Source organism: Acinetobacter sp. NBRC 110496, from assembly GCF_000876115.1.
GTDB lineage: Bacteria > Pseudomonadota > Gammaproteobacteria > Pseudomonadales > Moraxellaceae > Acinetobacter.
Window position 1 is genome coordinate 48593 of the sequence record NZ_BBTF01000003.1, and the last position, 18785, is coordinate 67377.

The following is an 18785-nucleotide window of genomic DNA, read 5'->3' on the forward strand; positions in this document are numbered from 1 at the left end:
TTCCAGACCATAACATCACTTTTTCATGGATCGAGATGACTGTTTATAACAAATTAAAAATTGCCATTTTAGCCATACTTTCATCGCAACATCTTTATGCAATTACACTTGATCCATTACAAATCCAGTCTGCACCTGGTGAATTACTGTATGCGGAAATGGGCTTTCACCAAGCCGATAACAACTCGAAATTAGAGGTGAGTCTGGCAACCCCAGAAGATTTACTGATGCTTGGTGCTGCACATCAGCCCCCCTCTAGTCTTAATTTTTTTACCCGTCGAAATAATCAGGGTGAAGGTGTGATTGTGATCACCTCTTCACGCCCCATGACGGATACCGAACTGAATATTATTGTAAAAATTCAAGAAGGTGGCGCATCTCATTTAAAACATATCCGCCAGCCGATGCGTCAAATTGCAAAAGCACCCTTAGCCAAAAATACCAATGAAAAATCACTGACGCCTCAATTTATTGTCAGTGAAAAAGACATCGCCTTAAATCTACCGGAAAGTACCCGCTTTAATGTCGCAAATGCAGGTCCCCAAGAAGTCAATAAAAAACAAGAAACACTTTTAAATGCCCCATTTGCACTCCCCCCTGTATTAGAAACATCAAAATCTTCTGCATCGGTACCTGAAGTGAGTGCTGTTTCAATTGCCGCACCTGTTCAAGTCCAAACAACCGCACATTCTACAGCTGTACCACAGCCAGCAATGCCAGCCCCAGACAAAGTAAAACAGCAACCAGAAGCAGCCCCTCTCAAGCAAGAAACCGCTCAGACTGCGAATGCTGCAACCCACAGCAAACCCAATACGGCATTGGATGAAGAACTGAAAGCAGCTCCAATCAAGCCAACGGAAACCAAAGAAAAAAATAAAATAGCAGATCAGGTCAAAGAAACGGCCAAAACGGTCAAAAAGAAGACTCCTGCAACCCCAGCACCAGACACTGAAAAAAATCAACAACATGTGGTGCAGCGTAATGAATCGTTATGGAGTATTGCTCAACGTATTGCAGGACAAACGCAGCAGCCTGTTGCTCAGGTGATGAACCAAATCAAACTACAAAATGAGCATGCCTTTATTGGTGGCAATGCCAACCGACTCAGACAAGGTTCTCATTTAAACTTTAATCTTAGCGCAACATCTGCTCAGCAAAATAAAAACAGCAATCAAATTGCAGCACAAACACAGCGTCCTGTCACAGGAAAAGCCAAATATCGTTTGCAACAGGCAGAAATGTCATTGGTTGCAGAAAGTAATCAAGATGCGAGTACTGGAAGTGCCAAAAAAGACACATTACAGCAAAAAACCAGTGCTGACTTATCATTAAAAGTTATGACAGCACGGGAAAAAACCGTTACATTACAAAGAAACGTAACACAGTTAGAATCGGCACTACGTCAGAAGGAACAACGTATTCAGCTGTTAAATGCCCGGCTTGCCGAGTTACAAGATCAGTTGAAAGCGCAGCAACAAACTAAAAAGCCAACACACTAGGTTACGAGAAGATTCTCATAAATTTGCTTAAAAGCGGCTCTATCTTTAAGGGGTATAGATCATGTCAACGATAATTATTGTACTGCTGGTCATTGTACTGGTCGTTGCGATCGTTTTAAAAAAACGTGAAAGCAGTCAAGCCAATACAACACCGAAAAAAGGTGCGACGAAAGCCACTAAAAAAACCGCAACAAAAACGGCTTCACGCACCACGCTGGTTCGTGAGGAGCAAGAACTTGCCCCTCAAGTCACAACTGCAATTTCTGAAAGCCTACGCCAACAACTTGAACAGCAAATTCAAAGTGGTCATTTTCAGTCTGCCGAAGCACAAATCAATCAGGCTTTAAAACAAGATAACTCTCAGCATGAGCTCTATCTGTTTTTATTGGATATCCATTTAAAGCAAAAAGATGATCTCGCAATCGATCAGTTGATCAAGCACATTCATGCCTTAAAACTAGAAGATATTGCACAAGCGGCTGAAACAAAACATCGAGAATACGAACAGAATAAACAACCCGATTCACTCGAATTTAATTTGCCTTCACATAGCTTTCAACAAGCACCTGCTTCACCAGAACCTCAGGTGCAGAGTAAGGTCGCTGACTTCGATGCTTTAGTGCAAACACCCGCAACACAATCATTTGACAACTTACAGTCAGAATATGTTGCTCCCGCAATCGAAGAACCCAAGCCAGCCGAGCCTGTGCCAGAAGTGCAGCCGCTGGACTTTAATTTTTCCTTCGAGCAGAAAACAGCTGTTGAGCCTGCGCCTACGTCTCCTGCTGAAACACCTGAAAGTAAAGCACAGCAACCACTTGAGTTTTCTTTTAACTTAGAACCAACATCGCCCAATACGGAAGAAGCGAAAGTTGAGGAAGCAAAACCTGAACTGGATTTTAACTTTGCCAATTTAGAGCTGGCATCACAACACACTGCAGAAAAAGCACCTGTTGAAGAAGCTGCGCCAAGTTTAGATTTTAATTTTGAACCTGCCCTAGAAAAAACTGAACAACCCGCGCCACTTGAAACAACAGAATTTTCATTTGACCTTGCAGAACCTGCCAAAGTTGAAACACAACCCGAGGTTATCGCTGCTGTTACTGCACCTAGACCTGCCACTACGGTTCACGACCCATTGGCACAGTCATTCCCTGATCTGCAACAGCTTGATGAAGCACAGCTGAATTTAGAACTTGCAGCGCAGTATATTGAACTGGGTGCTTATGACTCTGCCCGAGAATTATTAAAAAACACACCGTCGTTGAATTCAGCGCAACAACAACAGGCAGAAAATTTACTGAATAAAATAGCTTCCTGAATTTGATCAGTCTAATATAAGCAGTCTCTCAGACTGCTTTTTTTATGATGAAAACAATCGCTTTAATTTATATGGGTGGGACGTTTGGTTGTATTGGTGAACCGCTGATGCCAATGCCTGAACACGATTTTTTGCCTTTATTAAGTAAGGTGATTCCGCCTCATTTACAAGTGGAATGTTTTGCTGCACCCAGCATTCAAGACAGTAGTGCATGCACAGCAACAGATTGGTTAAAACTGGTACAACAAATTCAACAATTACAGCTGCAAGGTTTCCATCATTTTGTGATTATTAATGGAACCGATACCTTAAGTTATGCCGCAGCGACCTTAGCACGTTTCCTTGGACACTCTTGCCATGCCATTATTACAGGTAGCCAATATCCCTTATTGAATATTGAAGGCAATGATACCCGCGATTTCACCGACGCCATTGGCAACCTCTATCTCGCATTGGAACAAGTCCTTGCCTTGCCAACGGGCGTTTATCTCGCCTTCCATGAGCAGGTCTTTCATGCACAAACGACGTTAAAAGCCCACACCACTGAATTAGATGCCTTCGTTGGCGTTAAAGCAGAGCAAAGCTGTGATACCGCAGCCGATTCTTTTATTGTCCAAAATGAACACATTGAGCAAGCCGCTCGACTTAGTATCTTGAATCTGATGTTGCAGCCAATCGCAAAAGAACAGCTCATTTTACAGTTAAACAATATTTTACTTGCCCCACCCAACTTTCTCGTCTTACAGGGTTTTGGTACCGGGAATATTGCCGTAAATGACGAAATACTCGAATTATTCGAGGCATGCTATCAAAAACAGTGTCTGCCAATCATCAGTACGCAAGTCACTTTTGGACAACTTGATCAACGCTATGCCGTGAGCTCATGGATTCAATCTGCTAAAGTTTTGGTCAATGATAGTCATAGCCATGCTGATTTGTATGCAAAAGCCTTGCAAATGTATTTAAAATACCCGACCCATGAACAATGGTTCGAACATTGGCATCAACACTAATTTTTGAGGTTAAAACATGCAACGTTATGCAATTGGTATTGAATTTTGCGGTACTCAATACCGTGGTTGGCAAACCCAACAGGCTGGCGTTGTAACTGTTCAGGAAACCCTAGAACAAGTCCTGAGCCGCATTGCCAATGAGCCGATCATTTTGCATGGCGCTGGACGAACTGACGCAGGCGTACATGCAACCAATATGGTGGCGCACTTCGACACCGAAGCCATTCGCCCGGAACAGGGCTGGATTCGTGGTGCCAATAGCCAACTGCCCAAAGATATTTCAATCCAGTGGATCAAGCGTATGGATGAAAATTTCCATGCACGCTTTAAAGCCGTGGCACGCCGCTATCGTTATGTGGTGTATAACGCACCAACTCGCCCAGCCTTAATGTACAAGCAAGTCACCCATCTTTACCAAACCCTTGATGTACAAAAGATGATTGCGGCAGCTGCAAAATTTGAGGGTACGCATAATTTTGAGACCTTCCGCGCGGCAGCCTGTCAGTCCAACCAACCTGTACGCCATGTAAGCCACTGTCGTTTATTCGAGCATGGCCGCTATCTGGTCTTAGATATTCAAGCGGATGGCTTCTTGCACCATATGGTCCGCAACATCATGGGCTGTTTACTTGAAATCGGACAAGGTCAGTATGAAATCGACCATATTGATAGCATGTTTGCCGCTGAAGACCGGACGGCTGCAGGTATTACCGCCCCACCTGATGGCTTATATTTTATTCAGTCTTATTATCCAGATGAATTCGACTTACCACAGCTGCCTTTGGGTCCACACTGGTTGAATCTGTCTGAATAAAAAAAAGCCTTATCAGATCGATAAGGCTTTTTCTTTAGAAGCATTTAACGTTGTTTACGCTTACGATATTCAACAGGTGTTTCATTGGTCCAACGCTTAAAGGCGCGATAGAAAGTACTTGGCTCAGAGAAACCAGTTAAATAGACAATCCGCTCTACACTTTCATTGGTATTCGCCAATAGCTTTTTCGCCAAACGGCAGCGATAATCGGAAAGAATTTGCTGAAAGCTAGTATTGGCTTCACTGAGTTGGGTTCTTAAACGACGTGGCGTGATATTGAGCTGTGCTGCAACTGTTTCTAACGTGGTTTCACCACTTTCCAGTGTTGAACCAATGGCACGGCGTACTTCACCTACCAAGTCATAGCGCGCCAATTCTTGTAATTTTTCAATCGCCAATTGCTCATGCAATTGTAGTAATTCTGGCTCTGCTTGCCACAATGGATAATCCAGCACCGCCGCATCAAAATAAAGGCGGGTTTCTTTTTGTCCTAGACTAACAGGACAGCCATAGACACGGAAGTATTCATCATCCGTCGCGCCTTCATGGAAGTTAAAGTCGATATAAATGGGATGAAACTGCCCTTCAGTAATAAATTTAAAGAAGCGTAAAATGCCTGACATGGCACATTCAGAAAAATGGCGGTTCACCAGATTATCAGGCCAATACTGCTCACCATTACTTAAATAACAGCGACCATCCTCAATCACCAATTTGGCATCAAAGGCATCACTAATCAGACGTTGATAGGCCAAGGCACGTTTCAGGCCTTCACCAAAAGTCTCACTGCTGATAAATAGATGTTCAATCACCTGGCCACGATAAAGCGGTAAGTGTTCACCGAGATGAAGTCCAATATCAGGATCATTACTAACATCCTGTGCAGCAATCCAGAAGGCATTCTGTGCACTTAATGGCGTTCTTGCATTGGTATCTACCTGATTTAATGCAACCCCTGCCTTTGTTAAAATCTCTTCAGTTGGTAATCCTGCTTTACGAATTGCCTGATAACCAAAGCGCAATACAACTGATGCATCTGTTAGCTGACCCACGCAATGCCCTTCCCTGTAGATACGTTATTATGACAATGAACAACAATTTTAGATTAACGTTGATTGACCAAAGTGACAACAATATTCTGCTTATTTTGTTAAAAAAATTCCTAAATTGTCTGACAGTTTCTTTCGGTTAATATCTGACAGCCTCTCACCGACTTGATCTTGTAAATTTTAAATAAATTGACTATAATTTGCGCCTTCCCAATTTGATCATCAGGTAGGCTATGGCCAATAAAGAGGAACTCATTGAGTTCGAAGGCGTTGTCACCGAAACGCTTCCTAATACGATGTTCCGTGTACGTTTAGAAAACGGTCACGAAGTTATTGCTCACATTTCTGGTAAAATGCGTAAACACTATATCCGTATTTTAACAGGTGACAGTGTAAAAGTTGAAATGACTCCTTATGATTTGACCAAGGGTCGTATCACTTATCGTGCGCGCTAAGTCAGATTAGTGAATGCAAAAAAGCCACATTATGTGGCTTTTTTTATTGCGCTTATGCCGATTTATTCACTTAAACGCGTGGTTTTACAGCCGATCGTCTGACACTCACGGATACGCTCCTGTAACCAGTTATTCCGTTCTTGTGTCGTCGTAAGACGGCACTGTACATTGACTGAGCTTCTTTCATCATTGGTGCATTCAGCATCGCGATGGCGAATCCAGGCCAGTTGTGATTTTTTCAAAATTTTTTGTTGTGTTTCATTGAGCTGTTTACGTAATTGCTGATAATTTTTATTTAAATCAGCATCCGCACTGGCATAAATTTTATTGGTACAGTAAATGTCATCATAGGTGTTGCGCGCATTGTCGCAATTATCTGCATAGCTGAATGTTGCGAGAGCCCCACAGATCAAACCAAATATTATTTTGCGCATGAATTTATCCAAATCATTTAGTTATAATTACTATGAAAGCATATTTTTGATCGCTTGAACATTCCCCGAAAGTGGACAAGTTCGTATCTTTTTGTCTTTGCATTATTAGAATGTTCACGTACATTTATCACTGATAAATAGGGAAATTATGATGAAAAATTATAAAATGTATCTCGCTGCTACACTCCTTATCTTGCAGGGATGTGCAACGCCAGGAATGCAATCTGTTCAACTACAGGATTATTTACAACCTTATCTAGGTCAGCCTGCCGACCAGATTCAGCAGAATCTGGATCTTAGAAACTTAGGCTTTCAGACGTTAAAACAACCGCAGAGAAACAATCAAAATTTAATTTTTACCATACTTCGTCCAATTAATATCCCTGTACCAATGAATATGGGGATTTCAGATGGCTCCCGTCTTTCAACTAACATGACTTATGGCCAATCTTATGATGTTAACTTTTACTGCCATATTATTTTCGAGCTTGATCAGCAGCAAATCGCGCGCGCGATTCGTTATGAAGGCAAAGCCTGCTAATCAAAGCAATAAAAAAAACGCAGCTGTTGCTGCGTTTTTTATGATCAGGGCTAGTTAGTTCAATGCCGCAACCACAGCGTCACCCATGGCATCGGTACCCACCTTGGTCATGCCTTCAGACATGATATCTCCAGTACGTAAGCCTTGATCTAAAACCTGCCCCACCGCATCTTCAATGGCTTTGGCCGCAGCTTCTTCGCGGAAGGTATAACGCAACATCATGGCCACTGAAAGTACAGTTGCCAATGGATTGGCAATATTCTGCCCTGCAATATCCGGTGCAGAGCCATGACATGGTTCATACATGCCTTTACCCTGTTCATCCAGTGAGGCTGAAGGCAACATGCCAATTGAACCTGTTAACATTGCCGCTTCATCTGACAAGATATCACCAAACAAATTGCCTGTAACAATCACATCAAACTGCTTAGGTGCACGAACCAATTGCATCGCAGCATTATCCACATACATGTGCGATAACTGGATATTCGGATACTGTGCCTGCTGAAGGTCAGTAACGGTTTGTTTCCATAATTCAGTCACTTCAAGTACATTGGCTTTATCAACTGAACATACTTTGCCACCACGTAATCCCGCCAGCTCAAAAGCCACTTTGGCGATACGCTTAATTTCACTTTCTGAATAAACGTCAGTGTTATAACCTTGCTTCTCACCATTCTCGAGTTCACGAATACCACGCGGTTGACCAAAGTAGATCCCGCCGGTTAATTCACGAACGATCAGAATATCCAGACCAGCAACGATTTCTGGCTTTAGGCTTGATGCATCCGCCAACTGTGGGTAAAGAATTGCAGGGCGTAAGTTGGCGAATAAATTCAATTCACTACGGATTTTTAATAAGCCGCGTTCTGGGCGAATTGAACGTTCGATACTATCCCACTTAGGACCACCAACCGCCCCCAGTAAAATCGCATCGGCTTTTTTTGCCTGCTCACTGGTTACCGCTGGATAGGGTTCACCATGCGCATCAATTGCAGAACCACCGAGTAGCCCATGTTCCCATGTCAAACCTAGATTAAATTTATCATTGACCTTGGTTAAAACTCGTTCAGCAGCAGCTACGATTTCAGGGCCAATGCCATCACCCGCCAAAATTAAAATATGTTTAGACATTTATTGTTCCAGTTTCCCTATGCGCAGCGTTGATACTGCGAGCCGATTAAATCTTTTTCTCAACAAATTCGCCTAAACCTGTGCTGACATCAAAAGGACGGCAGAAACGGCGAATCGTATGTTGCCCTTGTTGTAAATCTACACATAACGGATCAGGCACAGAAACGTTAATTAAACTGCCTGAACGACGTGTTCGGTCTCGGTACATTTTAAAGGTATAGTTCACATGCGGTTTAAATGCATGAATCACATGAAAAGTCTCAGCACGATCAGGAGAAATCGGATAGAAGCGAATCACAACTTCATATTGCTTGGCGGGTACACTCAGGTAAACCTGCTGTTTACGGCTAAATAAGGAACCATGCAAACGTACAATGCCACGTTCCATCGCTTGTTTGCTAATCCGATGATTTTTAGCATCAATGACTGCAATATCACCGATTCGCTCAAACTCACAATTCTCAACACCTGAACAATATAAAGTTGTGTTGTCCGCCTTACTTTCCAATGTGTTTTGTGCGATACGAACCTGATCCACCACATTGGGTGCGTTTTGACATGCAGTCAAAGCCGTCGTAACACCTAGACACAGTAAAATACTGCGAGCGAGTCTTCTTTTCATTATTCAAGCCCAGTCCTCATGTCTTGTTAACATGTAAGCAAAATATTATCCGCTAGCATGTTAACAAGAGTTCAATCTCTGCGCTATGCCTATATTAAAAATGTCCAAAACACAATCTTGTTTCGTTTACCCAAACCTAAGCCTGAATATCTTGAAACACCCATGGACGCGCTTGTTTCGCCTTGGCTTCAAAAGCACGAATATCATCTGCAACCTGTAAGGTTAAGCCAATATCATCCAATCCATTCAATAAACAGTGTTTACGGAAAGGATCTATTTCAAATTGAAAGGCTTCACCTGTCGGGGTTCGTACTTCCTGTGCATCCAGATCGATGGTCAATTGATAGCCTTCGGTCTCGGCACATTCCTTAAATAACTGATCGACCGTTTCCTCAGATAAAATCACAGGTAACATGCCATTTTTAAAACAGTTATTAAAGAAAATATCGGCAAAGCTAGGTGCAATCACCGTGCGGAAGCCATATTCATTCAACGCCCAAGGTGCATGCTCACGGCTTGAACCACAACCGAAATTGCTTCGTGCCAATAAAATACTTGAACCTTGGTAACGCGGTTTATTCAACACAAACTCAGGGTTTTTCGGGCGTTTGCTAATGTCTTGACCCAAATAGCCCTCATCCAAATAACGCAATTCATCAAATAAGTTATCGCCGAAACCTGTACGTTTAATCGATTTCAAAAACTGTTTTGGAATGATTAAGTCGGTATCGACATTGGCACGATCCAAAGGTGCGACAACGCCTTGTTCTATGGTATATTTTTTCATGCTTGTGCTCCCTTAGAATGAACGGACGTCAACAAAATGGCCCGCAATCGCTGCGGCAGCGGCCATGGCTGGGCTGACCAAATGTGTTCGCCCACCATTGCCTTGACGACCTTCAAAATTACGGTTCGAGGTCGATGCACAATGCTCACCTGGTTGTAATTTATCAGCATTCATGGCCAAGCACATTGAACAACCTGGTTCGCGCCATTCGAAACCTGCCTCCAAGAAAATTTGATCCAAACCTTCCTGTTCAGCCTGCTGTTTGACTAAACCAGAGCCCGGCACAATCATTGCCTGTTTAATACTCGACGCCACTTTACGGCCTTTTACCACATCCGCCGCAGCACGAATATCTTCAATCCGCGAGTTGGTGCATGAACCAATGAAAACACGGTCTAACTGAATATCTTCCAAAGCCTGCCCAGCAGTTAAACCCATATATTGATAAGCTCGAGTCCAGTCATTGCGTTGTACATCATCTTTGGCCTGCTCTAATGTTGGCACAGCCTGTGATACTGGAATCACCATTTCTGGAGAAGTTCCCCAAGATACTTGCGGTTCAATCTCTGCACCATTCAATACCACCACCGCATCAAAGACGGCATCTTGGTCTGAATGTAAGGTATTCCAATATTCGACGGCTTGATCCCACTGTTCGCCTTTTGGTGCATAGTTACGGTCTTTCACATAGGCAATGGTTTTATCATCGACCGCGACCATACCCACACGTGCACCCGCTTCAATTGCCATGTTACACACCGTCATACGCCCTTCAATCGACATATCACGGAATACTTGACCACCAAACTCAATGGCATAACCTGTACCACCCGCAGTACCAATTTTGCCAATAATCGCCAACACAACATCTTTAGAGGTTACGCCTTTGCCTAATACACCATCGACACGCACCAGCATGTTTTTCGATTTTTTCTGTACCAAGCACTGGGTTGCCAATACATGTTCAACTTCTGAAGTTCCAATGCCGTGGGCCAAACAACCAAAGGCACCATGCGTTGCGGTATGTGAATCACCACAGACCACCGTCATCCCCGGTAAAGTCAAACCTTGCTCTGGACCAACCACATGGGCAATGCCTTGACGGATATCATTAATCCCAAATTCAACAATATTAAAGCTTTTACAGTTGTCATCTAAAGTTTGGACCTGAATACGAGAAGTATCGTCTTCAATCCCAGCAATGCCCTGTTCGCGCTCTTTTTTAGAAGTTGGCACGTTATGGTCGGGGGTGGCTACATTGGCACTTAAGCGCCAAGGTTGACGGTCCGCAAGTTGTAGACCTTCAAATGCTTGAGGGCTGGTTACTTCATGTAATAAGTGGCGATCAATATAAATTAAGCTTGAACCATCATCACGTTGCTTGACTAAGTGGTCGTCCCATAATTTGTCATATAAGGTTTTGCCTGCCATGTCGTCGCCCTCCATCGTGCTTGCCATCGGACTGGGTATTTTTGATCTTAACTTGATTATAGCGATGCTTTTGCATAAATCTAATTTATCATTTTTATAAATTAACAAACTTTTTGGAATGATAAATTATGCTTTTTAATTACTCTTCCTTTATGAAATTAAAACGATGATAAATCAAGCTGTTCCACTCTATCCTTATTCTTGCATGTGGTTTTTTTAGCCAAATTTAATCAAATCCTCGACTCATTTATAAATTCAATCAGCATAAATCAAAATTTCTTTTTTACATTTTAAATGATAATGATTATTATTTAATTAAATAGCGATTCTGTAGGGTGATCCTCATGTCAAATATTCAACAATTTGTACTCAACAATAAACGGACTTTGAAAAAAACCTTGAGTTATTACATCATGCATATTAGTGTGGCGATGATGGTTGCCTACCTGATTACAGGCAACTGGCTTATGGCAGCCACCTTAAGTTTGATTGAACCCACGGTGCAAGCCTTTGCTTTTTTCTTCCATGAAAAAGTCTGGAATTACTTCTAATTCAAAAATACTGCATATAAAACTAATTTTAAAATCTCCTTGGACAAGCCTGTATGAACCTCGCTGCTTTTGAAGCATTTGTCAAAGTGATGGAAACTGGTTCAATTTCTATCGCGGCAGAACAATTATTTATTACCCAGCCTGCGGTCACCAAACGGATTCATAGCTTAGAAGACTATTTTGGGGTCAAACTGTTTGAATCCGCAGGGCGAGGTATTCAACCCACCCATGCAGCACATTCTCTATTGCCTAAAGTTCGTACATGGCTCAACGAGTTGGGGGAAATCCACCATACCTTGAGTCATGAGCAGGCTCAGGTTCAAGGTCGTTTAAAGATTGGTACCAGTCATCATATCGGCTTGCATCATTTGGCAGAGCCACTTAAAAACTTTGTGCAGCATTTTCCTCAAGTCATTTTAGATGTCCATTTTGTCGATTCAGAACAGGCTCATGAACAGGTCTTGGCGGGTGAACTGGAACTGGCTTTTTTAACCTTACCGCCAGCTGGAGATGACCGACTCAACTATGTCACGATCTGGAATGACCCACTGGTATTTGTGACTGCACCCTTCCACCCCTTAGCCCAGCAAAGCCAACTGAAACTCGAAGACTTAATTGCCTACCCAAGTTTATTACCTGCCGCACAAACCTACACCAGTCAGATTACACTCGCCGAATTTGAAAAAAACAATCTTAAACCCAAAATCACCATGAGTAATAATCCGCTAGAGTCAATCAGGATGCTGGTATCGATTGGCCTTGGCTGGTCAGTCCTGCCGAAAACCTTGGTCAATCGCGATTTAAAACAACTCGATTTAAAACTGAATATGCAGCGCCAGCTTGGTATGGTCTGGCATCCTGCCCGAATTCAGTCCAAAGCCGCTGAAGAACTTGTTCGCATGATGCAGGTGGGCTAATCCCCTCCTCCGCTGCCACAGCTGCTGCAACTACTACAGCTATTGCTGCTACTGCTACAACTCGAAGATGATGAAGATGGCTGAGCCTGCAGATAGTGCATATAATCTTTGGTCATCAATTCAAGATCAAAATACTGGCCATCTTGCCAATTTAAAACCTGATCAACCGCAAAAAGTCGTGGCAATAACAGGGTATTTCTAGGCGGATAAGCATGCAGACCACAACTGACTCGCCATGCCTCAAAAAATTGTTGGGTCTGCTGTTTTGAGGTTGAGCTACCGTCATTGGGCTGATGATGTAAAAATCGGCCTAAGGTTTGCTTACATAGGTCCTGATATTGTTTTGGAAATTCCAGCATGACGTGCCACAAGGCATCAACTGCATCTGAAGGCATGGCATAGGCTTGTTTTCGAATCACATGCAAAGCCAAATAGTCCTTAAAACCAGCCTCGAGCAATTGTTGTTGCTTGAGACTCACCTCTGGATAACGAAATCTAAATCTTTCCCAGAACACAGGATCAAATTTGAATTGATCAATCTTTTGTAATTTTTTAGATTTGGAGCGTGCAATCAAGGCAAGATTCAGCACAATCACTGTCCACATGAACGGCAAGATGACCCAAGCGCTAAAAAACTGTTGCTGCCAACTGTACATGAAGATCAACAGCAAGATCGGAACAGCAATCCATCTGGTTTTGATCATCGGCTGCTGCCGTTTTAACTGTAATAATCCGTCCAGCAAGCGAGCCGTCTGCACGTTCTGATTTATTGTTATTTGCATGCTTTAATCTTAAAAATGAAAGATGACCATCATATGACAAAAAGCGCCCTTTGCAGGGGCATCATTTGTTATCCCCACAGGCGGGTTTGCAGCGACACTTAAAGATCTTGAGCAAGCTGAATCTTGGCATCTGCAATTGCATTCATAAACTGCTGATAATCACTTAAATTACGCTCAGCAGACTGAGTTGCATAATCCTGCAAGATCTGGGTAATGGTATTCCCTTCCCCCAAATAGCCCTTCAATACATCGACGTTACCTGCTTTGGCATGCGCATGAGCCAGCGCAAGACCGCAGCTATCGGCATATTCATAGAAAAATGCTTCATCCATCCCAGAAAGATCAATCGAAATCTTCATATCTCGTAGTTGACGCACTAGATAATGCTGCTGTCCTTCTGTTGAAAAACCTAAGAAGATATCACTTGCCGCCTGCATTAGTTGCTGCCCCCGTACAACCCGCTCACCTTCATGCACAACAGGCTCTGGAAAAAGCGGACTCAAAATCGAAGGCGTCGATTCCTTCATTTGCAAAATCAGCGGATCTCGATCTGCATCTTCAAATAGTGCAATCGCTGCACGTGTCCCAACACTGCCTACACCCACCACCTTGAGTGCGACATCCGTCCGTTGGTAACGATCAAACAGCACTTGTCGATCGTATTTTAGCGAATCACGATATAACTGAAAAAAAGCATCTGCATGCTGACCAAATGGTTCATCCGCTTTGGGATGCCACAATAAGGGTTCATCATCAATAAAATGCCGGAATCCAGATTCACCCTCTTGCTGGGTCAATTTCGGTAATATCGAGGAACTATCACGAGAAGGTGCACTATTTACTTTCTTTTCTAGTTTTTTACGGACTTTTTGATTTTCCGTTTTTTCTAATAAGATCGTCGCATCAATGCGTTCATACCAGATTTGCACAGGAGATAAGGCAGTTTGTTGATCCAGATGCGAGATATAGGCGCTGATCATATTCTGAATGGCTTTCAAGCCTGAACTTTCCTGCAAACCAATCTCTTTCGCTGCAATCACCAGACTGGTCACCAGACGTTTTAAATCCCATTCAAATGGTGCAACCAAAGTTTCATCAAAATCATTAATACCGAATAACAGATTACGCTCTGGGCTGGCAAAACCACCAAAATTACTTAAATGGCAGTCACCACAAATTTGCTGGAATAAGCCAGAATTAGAGGGTTCCCATGCCTGATCGAATAGCATGAGTGCAGGCATTCCCCGATAAAAAGTAAAGGGCGAGACACTCATCCGTTTGGCACGAATCGGTTTAAGTTTCTCCAAACGTCCCTGATTACTCCATTCATAAATAGTCAGTGCCGTGATTGCTTTGGGGCGTTGCGACAGTTGTGCCAGTTGCTCTCTCGGAATTTTTTTACGTTGTGCTTTACCTAAGGCCAAGCCGTCACTCTTGGTCAGTAATTTACCTTGATAACGATGTCTGGTTAAATCGATGCTCTGTTCAGTCCAGAGTTGTTTTGGTAATTTAATGCGTTGTTCTGACATATCACGCTCTCAATCTATTCGTTAATATTTTCTATATTTTTCTAAAATATAATAGGTCATTCAATATTTTTTCTTGTTGTTGATAAATAGCCAAATATTCCCGTTACTCAGGTAATATTTGGCATCCATGCCTCAGCTTATATTGACCAGTCCTGAATCTCCCAAGCCTGCGCTTGTGCCAGTTTTTCCAGACGGTCATCCGGATTGACTGCGATCGCATGCGTCGCATATTCAAGCAGGAAGCGATCATTGATTGAATCCGAGTAAGCCCATGACTCGTTCACCGTTCGCCCAGCCAGCCATTGATCCAAACGTGCGAGCTTGCCCTTTTGATAGCAAGGAATACCTGCTACCTTTCCAGTATATTGCCCATCCTGCACTTCTGCATTGGTGGCAATAATCTCGGTAATACCAAATTCACGGAAAATTGGTGCAGTAATAAAATCACTGGTGGCGGTAATGCCCACAATCGCATGGCCAAGAGCCTGATGCTTTTTAATCGCATCGAAACCTTTGGGGCGCATTTGTGGCCGAATCACCTTCTGCATAAACAACTGATGTAACTCAGTTAAATAAGCATTATCGTGCTGGGTGAGAAATTCAAATACAAATTCATTATAGGCAATCGGGTCAAGCTGCCCAGCTTTATAATCTTCATAAAACTTGTCGTTCATTTGACGATGATGAACTGGATCAACCAAAGCTTCATTGACCAAAAACTCTCCCCATGAATGGTCAGAATCGGTATTTAACAGCGTGTGATCTAAATCAAACAAAGCCAATTGCATAGAATTTCTCGTTTAAACTGAAAATTAAGAAAAAAAATGTAAATCTATCTCCGCTAGTCGATAGAAATTCGTTAAGATCATAGCAATTTTTAAACATTTTACTTTGACCTTTTTCGAGTTGGACAAGAAGAGTGACTGTCCCCGAGATCAAAGTCAACGATATAGATAAAATTTAGGTAGCCAAATGATCGACTCAGAAGGTTTCCGACCCAACGTCGGGATCATTTTGGCAAACGATGACGGACAAGTTTTATGGGCAAAGCGCATTGGTCACAATGCTTGGCAATTTCCACAAGGAGGAATCCAATTTGGAGAAACCCCTGAACAGGCACTTTTTCGTGAACTGAGAGAAGAAGTCGGTTTATTGCCCGAACACGTCCAGATTATAGCGCAAACAAAAGGTTGGCTGCGTTATCGTTTGCCGCATCGGTACATTCGGTCAGATTCAGATCCGGTATGTATTGGACAAAAGCAAAAATGGTTTTTACTGAAGTTAACGGCATCGCCCCATCATATTCAGTTAAACCTGTCAGACCCACCCGAATTCGATGAATGGCAATGGGTGAGTTACTGGTACCCATTGGGTCAAGTGGTCAACTTCAAACGTGATGTTTACCGTAAAGCCATGATGGAATTATGTTTACAATTACCTCAGCGTTAATTGTTGAAAAATCATCATTTTAAGCAATGATTTTTAACAAGAGAGCTGTTATAACTAGGTCTATAACGATTCAATAAATTGGAGTAAACATCCATGTCAAACATGCAGCTCGACACCCTTAGACGCATTGTGCAAGAAATTAATGCGTCCGTCAGTTTGCATGAATCATTGGACATTATGGTCAATCATGTGGCCGATGCCATGCATGTGGATGTTTGTTCTATTTACCTGCTGGACGAACGGAATCGCCGTTATGTGCTGATGGCGTCCAAAGGTTTAAAACCAGAAGCGGTTGGTAATGTCGCCTTAAATGTCGGCGAGGGTCTCGTTGGTCTGGTAGGACAACGCGAAGAAATTGTTAACCTAGACAACGCGCCTAAACACGAACGCTTTGCCTATCTGCCTGAAACAGGCGAAGAGTTATTTAACTCATTCCTTGGCGTTCCTGTGATGTATCGCCGTAAGGTCATGGGCGTGCTCGTGGTACAGAACAAAGAACCTCAAGATTTTAGTGAGGCGGCTGAATCCTTTTTGGTCACACTCTGTGCGCAGCTTTCAGGTGTGATTGCCCATGCCCATGCAGTGGGTAATATCGATGTTTTCCGTAAACCAACGACTGGTTCAACTTATAAAACATTCCAAGGTGTTTCAGGTGCAGGTGGGATTGCTTTAGGCCGTGCTATTGTGCTCTATCCACCTGCTGATCTGACTGTCATTCCAGATCGCGAAGCAGAAGACATCAGTGAAGAATTAGATTTGCTTGATCAGGCGATTGCTGCTGTTCGTTTGGAGATTCAGTCTTTAGATGAAAAAATGCAAGACTCGCTGATGTCGGAAGAACGCGCTTTATTCAGTGTCTTCCTGCGTATGCTAGATGAGAATGCCCTGCCAAGTGAAATTAAAGATCATATTCGTGCCGGCAGTTGGGCTCAGGGTGCCGTACGCAAAGTGATCGACAAGCATGTGGTCCTGTTTGCACAAATGGAAGACGATTATCTGCGTGAACGTGTCTCTGATCTCAAAGACCTTGGTCGCCGAATTTTGGCTTGCTTGCAAGAAAACGATACCAGTCACCGTGAACTGAGCCCAGACAGTATTTTAATTGGTGAGGAAATCAGTACTGCGGCCTTGGTTGAATTGCCCGTGGATAATATTGCTGCGATTGTCACTTCTGAAGGCGCAGCCAACTCCCATATGGTCATTGTCGCGCGTGCGCTGGGGATTCCAACGGTGGTGGGGGTCACTGAATTACCCATCACAACACTGGATGATATCGAGATGATTGTGGATGCCTATCAGGGCCGTGTCTTTGTCAATCCACCACGCCGTTTACGCCAACGTTATAAAGAAGTGCAAAAAGAAGAAGAGCAAATCGCCAAAGATTTAAAGCAATACGAAACCAAAGATGCGATTACCCCAGATGGCGTATCCATTCCGCTATTCGTCAATACAGGTTTGATGATTGATGTGGTGCGTGGTGTACAACGTGGTGCCAAAGGTGTGGGACTCTATCGTAGTGAAATTCCTTTTATGCTACGTGAACGCTTCCCTGGTGAAGAAGAACAACGTGCCATTTACCGTCAACAGCTCAGCCATTTTGCCAACAAACCTGTGATTATGCGCACTCTGGATATTGGTGCGGATAAAGATTTGCCTTATTTCAGTATCGAAGAAGAAAACTCGGCCTTGGGTTGGCGTGGTTTACGCTTCACGCTGGATCATCCTGAAATTTTCTCTGCACAAATTCGCGCCATGCTCAAAGCCAGTATTGGCCTGAATAATTTGCATATCTTATTGCCGATGGTCACCAGCGTCAGTGAAGTTGAAGAAGTGCTGTATCTGCTGGAACGTGACTGGATTGCAGTACAGGAAGAAGAACAGGTTAAAATCACCAAACCGAAAATCGGCATCATGGTCGAAGTGCCTAGTGTGCTGTTACAGATCGATGAGTTTGCTGAATTGGTTGATTTTTTCTCGGTCGGCTCTAACGATTTAACCCAGTATTTACTGGCAGTGGATCGTAATAACCCGCATGTGGCCAACGTCTATTCGCATTTCCATCCATCCATTTTACGTGCGTTAAAACGCTTAGTAGAAGACTGCCACATTCATCAGAAACCCGTCAGTGTCTGTGGTGAAATGGCAGGTGATCCGTTATCAGCAATCTTGCTGATGGCCATGGGCTTTAATACTCTTTCCATGAGTTCGAGCAACATTCTCCGAGTCCGCAAGGCGATTTGTCATGTTCCAATGAGCGACGCCAAAAAACTATTGGATGATGTGCTACAGATGAATAACCCGCTGGTGATTAAAAGCTGGCTGGAACATTATTTCAAAACGCACGGTCTAGCAGATATGGTCAAATCCAACCGTTTGGTGAGTGCATAAAACATCAAGCTTTCAAATACCAAAAGAGCGATTATTTTTTAATAATCGCTCTTTTGGTATGGGGCTGAT

Annotated in this window: 19 protein-coding genes; 10 read left to right on the forward strand and 9 right to left on the reverse strand. The window is 43.1% G+C overall.

Annotated features, from left to right (window positions below):
• Nucleotides 1–35 precede the first annotated feature (35 nt).
• From Aba26S_RS02560 to truA, 4 genes are all read left to right on the forward strand, one after another.
• Entirely contained in the window at nucleotides 36–1499 is a 1464-nt protein-coding gene (locus Aba26S_RS02560) for a hypothetical protein (RefSeq protein ID WP_005239901.1), read from the forward strand.
• 61 nt (nucleotides 1500–1560) lie between these two features.
• Nucleotides 1561–2820, forward strand: coding sequence for a hypothetical protein (locus tag Aba26S_RS02565; RefSeq protein ID WP_005239902.1), 1260 nt, complete (start codon nucleotides 1561–1563; stop codon nucleotides 2818–2820).
• Nucleotides 2821–2864: 44 nt separating this feature from the next.
• The gene (locus tag Aba26S_RS02570) at nucleotides 2865–3833 is read left to right on the forward strand and encodes an asparaginase domain-containing protein (RefSeq protein WP_171248916.1); all 969 of its coding nucleotides are present in this window, start codon (nucleotides 2865–2867) and stop codon (nucleotides 3831–3833) included.
• Between the two features lie 16 nt (nucleotides 3834–3849).
• Nucleotides 3850–4647 carry a tRNA pseudouridine(38-40) synthase TruA gene (gene truA / locus Aba26S_RS02575; protein ID WP_005239904.1) on the forward strand — a complete coding sequence of 266 codons (798 nt, stop codon included), beginning with the start codon at nucleotides 3850–3852 and terminating at the stop codon, nucleotides 4645–4647.
• A 44-nt stretch (nucleotides 4648–4691) separates the two neighbouring features.
• Here truA and Aba26S_RS02580 read toward each other — a convergent pair whose 3' ends face one another.
• Nucleotides 4692–5699: an AraC family transcriptional regulator gene (locus tag Aba26S_RS02580; RefSeq protein ID WP_005239905.1), complete on the reverse strand. Its 1008-nt coding sequence runs from the start codon at nucleotides 5697–5699 to the stop codon at nucleotides 4692–4694.
• A 230-nt stretch (nucleotides 5700–5929) separates the two neighbouring features.
• Here Aba26S_RS02580 and infA point away from each other — a divergent pair, with 230 nt between their 5' ends.
• Nucleotides 5930–6151: a translation initiation factor IF-1 gene (gene infA / locus Aba26S_RS02585; protein ID WP_001284370.1), complete on the forward strand. Its 222-nt coding sequence runs from the start codon at nucleotides 5930–5932 to the stop codon at nucleotides 6149–6151.
• Between the two features lie 62 nt (nucleotides 6152–6213).
• Here infA and Aba26S_RS02590 read toward each other — a convergent pair whose 3' ends face one another.
• The gene (locus tag Aba26S_RS02590) at nucleotides 6214–6585 is read right to left on the reverse strand and encodes a lysozyme inhibitor LprI family protein (protein ID WP_005239907.1); all 372 of its coding nucleotides are present in this window, start codon (nucleotides 6583–6585) and stop codon (nucleotides 6214–6216) included.
• Nucleotides 6586–6736: 151 nt separating this feature from the next.
• Here Aba26S_RS02590 and Aba26S_RS02595 point away from each other — a divergent pair, with 151 nt between their 5' ends.
• Nucleotides 6737–7126: a hypothetical protein gene (locus Aba26S_RS02595; protein WP_010589773.1), complete on the forward strand. Its 390-nt coding sequence runs from the start codon at nucleotides 6737–6739 to the stop codon at nucleotides 7124–7126.
• Between the two features lie 54 nt (nucleotides 7127–7180).
• Here Aba26S_RS02595 and leuB read toward each other — a convergent pair whose 3' ends face one another.
• The 4 genes from leuB to leuC all read right to left on the reverse strand — a co-directional run bounded on the left by leuB (nucleotide 7181) and on the right by leuC (nucleotide 11100).
• Nucleotides 7181–8260 (reverse strand): 3-isopropylmalate dehydrogenase, encoded by a 1080-nt coding sequence (gene leuB, locus Aba26S_RS02600; protein WP_005239910.1) that lies wholly within the window; start codon nucleotides 8258–8260, stop codon nucleotides 7181–7183.
• Between the two features lie 46 nt (nucleotides 8261–8306).
• The gene (locus Aba26S_RS02605) at nucleotides 8307–8882 is read right to left on the reverse strand and encodes a hypothetical protein (RefSeq protein ID WP_005239912.1); all 576 of its coding nucleotides are present in this window, start codon (nucleotides 8880–8882) and stop codon (nucleotides 8307–8309) included.
• 136 nt (nucleotides 8883–9018) lie between these two features.
• The gene (gene leuD, locus Aba26S_RS02610) at nucleotides 9019–9669 is read right to left on the reverse strand and encodes a 3-isopropylmalate dehydratase small subunit (RefSeq protein WP_005239913.1); all 651 of its coding nucleotides are present in this window, start codon (nucleotides 9667–9669) and stop codon (nucleotides 9019–9021) included.
• Nucleotides 9670–9681: 12 nt separating this feature from the next.
• On the reverse strand, nucleotides 9682–11100 hold the full coding sequence (gene leuC / locus Aba26S_RS02615; RefSeq protein ID WP_005239915.1) for a 3-isopropylmalate dehydratase large subunit: 1419 nt from the start codon (nucleotides 11098–11100) through the stop codon (nucleotides 9682–9684).
• A 338-nt stretch (nucleotides 11101–11438) separates the two neighbouring features.
• Between leuC and Aba26S_RS02620 the strand changes: the two genes are divergently transcribed.
• Together Aba26S_RS02620 and Aba26S_RS02625 are read left to right on the forward strand one after the other, a co-directional pair.
• On the forward strand, nucleotides 11439–11651 hold the full coding sequence (locus Aba26S_RS02620) for a DUF2061 domain-containing protein (protein ID WP_227501348.1): 213 nt from the start codon (nucleotides 11439–11441) through the stop codon (nucleotides 11649–11651).
• A gap of 53 nt (nucleotides 11652–11704) precedes the next feature.
• Nucleotides 11705–12568, forward strand: a complete 864-nt coding sequence (locus Aba26S_RS02625) for a LysR family transcriptional regulator (RefSeq protein WP_005239919.1) — start codon at nucleotides 11705–11707, stop codon at nucleotides 12566–12568.
• On the opposite strand, the gene Aba26S_RS02630 is transcribed toward Aba26S_RS02625, so the two are convergent.
• From Aba26S_RS02630 to Aba26S_RS02640, 3 genes are all read right to left on the reverse strand, one after another.
• Complete coding sequence (locus Aba26S_RS02630; RefSeq protein WP_005239927.1) at nucleotides 12565–13350, reverse strand: hypothetical protein; 786 nt, start codon at nucleotides 13348–13350, stop codon at nucleotides 12565–12567. The two genes, Aba26S_RS02625 and Aba26S_RS02630, sit on opposite strands and share 4 nt — an antisense overlap.
• A 98-nt stretch (nucleotides 13351–13448) precedes the next feature.
• Entirely contained in the window at nucleotides 13449–14879 is a 1431-nt protein-coding gene (locus tag Aba26S_RS02635) for a DUF2252 domain-containing protein (protein ID WP_005239929.1), read from the reverse strand.
• Between the two features lie 137 nt (nucleotides 14880–15016).
• Nucleotides 15017–15667, reverse strand: coding sequence for an HAD family phosphatase (locus Aba26S_RS02640; protein WP_005239932.1), 651 nt, complete (start codon nucleotides 15665–15667; stop codon nucleotides 15017–15019).
• Nucleotides 15668–15851: 184 nt separating this feature from the next.
• Between Aba26S_RS02640 and Aba26S_RS02645 the strand changes: the two genes are divergently transcribed.
• Nucleotides 15852–16328, forward strand: a complete 477-nt coding sequence (locus tag Aba26S_RS02645) for an RNA pyrophosphohydrolase (protein WP_004656060.1) — start codon at nucleotides 15852–15854, stop codon at nucleotides 16326–16328.
• 93 nt (nucleotides 16329–16421) lie between these two features.
• On the forward strand, nucleotides 16422–18716 hold the full coding sequence (gene ptsP / locus Aba26S_RS02650) for a phosphoenolpyruvate--protein phosphotransferase (protein WP_005239933.1): 2295 nt from the start codon (nucleotides 16422–16424) through the stop codon (nucleotides 18714–18716).
• Nucleotides 18717–18785 lie beyond the last annotated feature (69 nt).